The organism is uncultured Psychrobacter sp. (assembly GCF_947488565.1).
GTDB lineage: Bacteria > Pseudomonadota > Gammaproteobacteria > Pseudomonadales > Moraxellaceae > Psychrobacter > Psychrobacter saeujeotis.
The window spans coordinates 1-1,876 of record NZ_CANKZC010000014.1; the positions used below are offsets into that span (position 1 = coordinate 1).

The following is a 1,876-nucleotide window of genomic DNA, read 5'->3' on the forward strand; positions in this document are numbered from 1 at the left end:
TTTGTCTCATTTTTTTATTGACACTACTTCTTATAGTGTTACACTTGTCCTATATTGTTCCAATATGGATTATAGAAATGCCTACTAAAAAGACCCGTATTAACCTATCTGTCGATGACGATATGAATGAGCTACTAATGGAATTAGCAGCCTTGCAAGGTATCCCAAAGGCTACCCTAGTTACTGATTATTTAGATATGCTGCGACCGCACATGATAGAGATTAGAGACGCTATTCGCATGGTCAACGAGAAAAAAGACCCCTCGCCACACCTCCGCAAAATGCTCCTTAATGGTCAACAAGACTTCCTTGATGTACTCAAAGAGGAATTTAAAAATGATTGATTGGGTAACAATGAAAATGTCATGCGACCATGACGGAATAATATCTAATGGTGAAGTGGTTTCTCTATCCAAAGATGGCGACTCTATCGAGTGGTCACTCGTTAAGTTTCTCCCTCTTGTTGGTTCACATGACGCGACCATTTCGATCCGCTCAATCACACAGTCCACAATAGAAATATCAGGCAATCCCACTAAATGGCTGCAAGGACATAATTTATTCGGCACAAACGACCTAAAACGCCTTGTATGGCTTTTCTTTAATAAGTTGTTAGATATACCAGAGCTTAAGTTAAAACCTACCCTAGAGCAGCTACACGCCGTTAAGATGGGTAAATTAACAGTATCGAGAGTAGATATTAACGAGACATGGTTTCTTGAAACTCGTGAAGAAGTTTTAGCTTGGTTGCGGGCTGCTGGTCAAAAAATTAGTCTTAAACATCGTGGTGCTGGACAGTTCAAAGGTGACACGCTTTATTGGGGCAATATTCGCTCAAGACGGTGGTTCTTGAAGTGTTACTCCAAAGGTGACGAAATAAACAGTAAAAAAAGTAATTTTCCCGATGCTTTGCGAACCCCTGAAATGCTCGCATATGCTGACAGAGCCTTACGCATAGAGTTAGTTTTAAGGTCTAACCAGCTACGTGAGTGGCAGCTACACGAAGTTGCACATTGGAACGCTGATACTGGTAAAATGTTACTCCTAGAGCTAATTAAGGGGCTAGAGATGAGTAACAACATGCGATTAACTGACGATAAGCTAAAGAATTTAAAACCATCGGTTAAAATGGCTTATTTTGCTTGGCTAGGCGGTCAAGACTTAAAATTAGAACTAAAACGTCCTACTTACTACCGCTATAAAGCCCAATTGAAAGAGCTAGGCATAGATATTGGTATACCTAGAGATATAGAACAAAAAGACGCTAACGTTATCCCATTAATGAGAGTTTTAGAGGCTCAACCTGTAGGCATACCTGACTGGGCATTTGAACAAGGTCTTGTAGTCTGTGCCTAATGTAACGCTGTAACAATGCAACATCGTAACAATGCAACAATGAAACGCCCTGCTTCCTCGTCAGGGCTTTTTATTGCCTGTTAGTATCTCTAAAGGCTCATGCTGAAGCCGTTACTACCTATTAGCAGAAACCCCTTTGCCCTCCAGTTAACAGCTTTTTGCTGATAATGTCGTCATAGTTTTCTGTGCCCGTAACGGACGGACGATGACGCTGCCGTGAGAACCTATAAGTGCGCACTTACGACTTATTCAAGTCTTTTTGCTTACGTGTGTGGTGGACTGCGCGCTCCCCCGACCGCACAGCCCGCACACACGCGTAAGTTTTAGGGATGTACTTAGTAATACATCCCTTTTGTCTCATAGTTGAGAATATACACACCCTATAATCCCGCCGTGAGTGTTTAAAAATAGGCTTTTTGAGCCTTTTCCTACCCCCCCTCCCTTTTGTCTCATTTTTTTATTGACACTACTTCTTATAGTGTTACACTTGTCCTATATTGTTCCAATATGGATTATAGAA

Annotated in this window: 2 protein-coding genes; both read left to right on the forward strand. The window is 41.4% G+C overall.

The genetic code is table 11. From position 1 onward, the window contains the following. The first annotated feature begins 77 nt into the window (after window positions 1-77). Entirely contained in the window at window positions 78-344 is a 267-nt protein-coding gene (locus Q0890_RS13600) for a hypothetical protein (protein WP_299222057.1), read from the forward strand. Continuing rightward, window positions 337-1,356: a phage/plasmid replication protein, II/X family gene (locus tag Q0890_RS13605; protein WP_299222059.1), complete on the forward strand. Its 1,020-nt coding sequence runs from the start codon at window positions 337-339 to the stop codon at window positions 1,354-1,356. Before Q0890_RS13600 ends, Q0890_RS13605 begins: the two co-directional genes overlap by 8 nt. Window positions 1,357-1,876 lie beyond the last annotated feature (520 nt).

Excerpts from the sequence above, each read along its gene's own strand:
- Q0890_RS13605 (WP_299222059.1), top strand. The coding sequence starts at position 337 with ATGATTGATTGGGTAACAATGAAAATGTCATGCGACCATGACGGAATA.
- Q0890_RS13600 (WP_299222057.1), top strand. The coding sequence starts at position 78 with ATGCCTACTAAAAAGACCCGTATTAACCTATCTGTCGATGACGATATG.